The sequence below is a fragment of the Streptomyces calidiresistens genome (assembly GCF_014141525.1).
GTDB lineage: Bacteria > Actinomycetota > Actinomycetes > Streptomycetales > Streptomycetaceae > Streptomyces > Streptomyces calidiresistens.
The window spans coordinates 1-2,245 of record NZ_VKHS01000833.1 but is presented as its reverse complement, the minus strand read 5'-3'; the positions used below and the strand labels follow the sequence as shown (position 1 = coordinate 2,245).

General features: G+C 75.7%; 2 protein-coding genes. One reads left to right on the top strand and one right to left on the bottom strand.

The features are described from left to right. A partial coding sequence (locus FOE67_RS23240; RefSeq protein WP_182666798.1) for a DUF4349 domain-containing protein occupies positions 1 to 1,102 on the top strand: 1,102 nt, incomplete at its 5' end. Between the two features lie 75 nt (positions 1,103 to 1,177). On the opposite strand, the gene hemE is transcribed toward FOE67_RS23240, so the two are convergent. Continuing rightward, the coding region (gene hemE / locus FOE67_RS23235; protein ID WP_194444613.1) for a uroporphyrinogen decarboxylase at positions 1,178 to 2,245 on the bottom strand (1,068 nt) is incomplete at its 5' end.

Below are 2,245 nucleotides of genomic sequence, written 5' to 3'. Positions count from 1 at the left end.
CTACGGGGGGTCGGAGGCATCGGACCACGCGGCCGAGGGTGGGGCCACCGATGAGGCGGGGGGCTTCCCCGAGCACCTCCCCGATGAGGGCGACGGGGCGGGCGCGATCCCGGCACCGGAGCGGGAGGCACCGGAGGCGGAGCCGGACGAGGCGGTCGAGGACGGCGCCCATGACGTGGGCGGCGCCGATGACGTGGACGGCGGCGACTCCGCGGCGGTGCCGCCGGAGCTGCGCGGTACCCACCTGATCCGCACCGCGCACCTGGTCGTCCTGACGGGGGATGTGCGCGACGCCTGGTCGGACGCGGTCGACGTGGCGGAGCGGGTGGGCGGTTTCGTCGCCTCGGAGTGGAGCGACCGGGACCGGGAGGGCCGGGAGCGCTCCCGGCTGACCCTGCGGGTGCCGCCCGAGCGGTACGACGAGGTGTTGGTGCGCCTCTCCGAGCTGGGTGAGGTGGCGGAGCGGGAGGTCTCCACGGAGGACGTCACCGGGCAGGTGGTCGACGTGGCCGCGCGGATCGCCACCCAGGAGGAGAGCGTGGCCCGGGTGCGGGCGCTGATGGAGGAGGCCGAGTCGCTGCGGGACGTGGTGACCCTGGAGTCCGAACTGTCCTCCCGGCAGGCGGAGTTGGAGGCGCTGAAGGCGCGGTACGCCTCGCTGCGGGAGCGCACCGGCATGGGCACCGTCACGGTGGAGCTGCGGGAGCCGGGTGCCGAGGAGATGGAGGAGGAGAGGGAGCCGGGGGCCCCGTCCCCGCTCGGAGCGCTGGAGGGCGGCTGGGGGGCCTTCCTGCTCACGCTGGGGTGGATCGCGGCGGCCCTCGGGGCGGTGCTGCCGTTCGCGGTGACACTGGCGCTGCTGTGGCTGGGATGGCGACTGTGGCGTTCCCGCCGTCCGGAGCGCACGCGCCGGGAGCCGGCGGTGCCGGTCGCGGCCGGTGCGGTGCCCCCGCCGCCCGCCGCTCCCCCGGCGACCGGCACGGCTCCGGCTCCGGCTCCGGCTCCGGAGAAGGGTTCCGTCGAGGAGGAGAACGGCGGGAGCGAGGCGCCGGGCAGCGGGGACGGCGACCCGGCCCCGCCGGATCGCCCGTCCTCCCGGTGACGGCGGCCCGTCGCCCGGGTTCGCGCGGCGGCCCCGGGGGAGGCGCCCACCGGCGCCTCCCCCGGGGGGAGTTCCTCAGCGGGCGGTGCGCCGGTGGACGTACTCCACCAGGTGGGTGAGCGCGTCGGGGTCGGTGTCCGGCAGTACGCCGTGACCGAGGTTGAACACGTGGCCCGGCAGGTCGCGGGCCGAGGCCAGCACCCGGTCGGTCTGCTCCTCCACCGCGGCTCGGGGGGCGAAGAGCACGGCGGGGTCGAGGTTGCCCTGCAGCGGCTTGGCGCCCCCGGTGCGGCGGGCGGCCTCGTCCAGCGGCACCCGCCAGTCCACGCCCACCACGTCGGCGCCGGCCTCGCCGAGGTCCCCGAGGAGTTCCCCGGTGCCGACGCCGAAGTGGATGCGCGGCACGCCGTACCCGGCGACGGCGTCGAAGACCTTGGTGGAGGCGGGCATCACGCGCTCGCGGTAGTCGCGCGGGGAGAGCGCGCCGACCCAGGAGTCGAAGAGCTGCACGGCGGAGGCACCGGCCTCGATCTGCACGCGCAGGAAGGCGGCGGTGATGTCGGCGAGGCGGTCCAGCAGGTCGGCCCAGAGTTCGGGGTCCCCGTACATGAGCGCCTTGGTGTGCTCGTGGTTGCGGGAGGGTCCGCCCTCCACGAGGTAGCTGGCGAGGGTGAAGGGGGCGCCGGCGAAACCGATCAGCGGGGTGGGGCCGAGTTCGGCGGTCAGCATCCGCACGGCCTCGGTGACGTAGTCGACGTCGCCGGGCTCCAGCGGGCGGAGGCGGTCGAGGTCGGCGCGCGAGCGCACGGGGGTCTCGACGACCGGTCCGACGCCGGGACGGATGTCGAGGTCCAGGCCGATGGCCTTGAGCGGGACGACGATGTCGCTGAAGTAGATCGCGGCGTCCACCCCGTGTCGGCGCACGGGCTGGAGGGTGATCTCGGTGACGAGGTCGGGGCGCATGCAGGAGTCGAGCATCGCGATGCCCTCGCGCACCTTGCGGTACTCCGGGAGGGAGCGGCCCGCCTGGCGCATGAACCACACCGGCGTGTGCGACACGGGTTCGCCGCGACAGGCACGGATGAAGGCGGAATCCCGGGTCGCCGCGGGGCCGGTGGCGGTCCCGTCGGCGGAGGCGGGGCG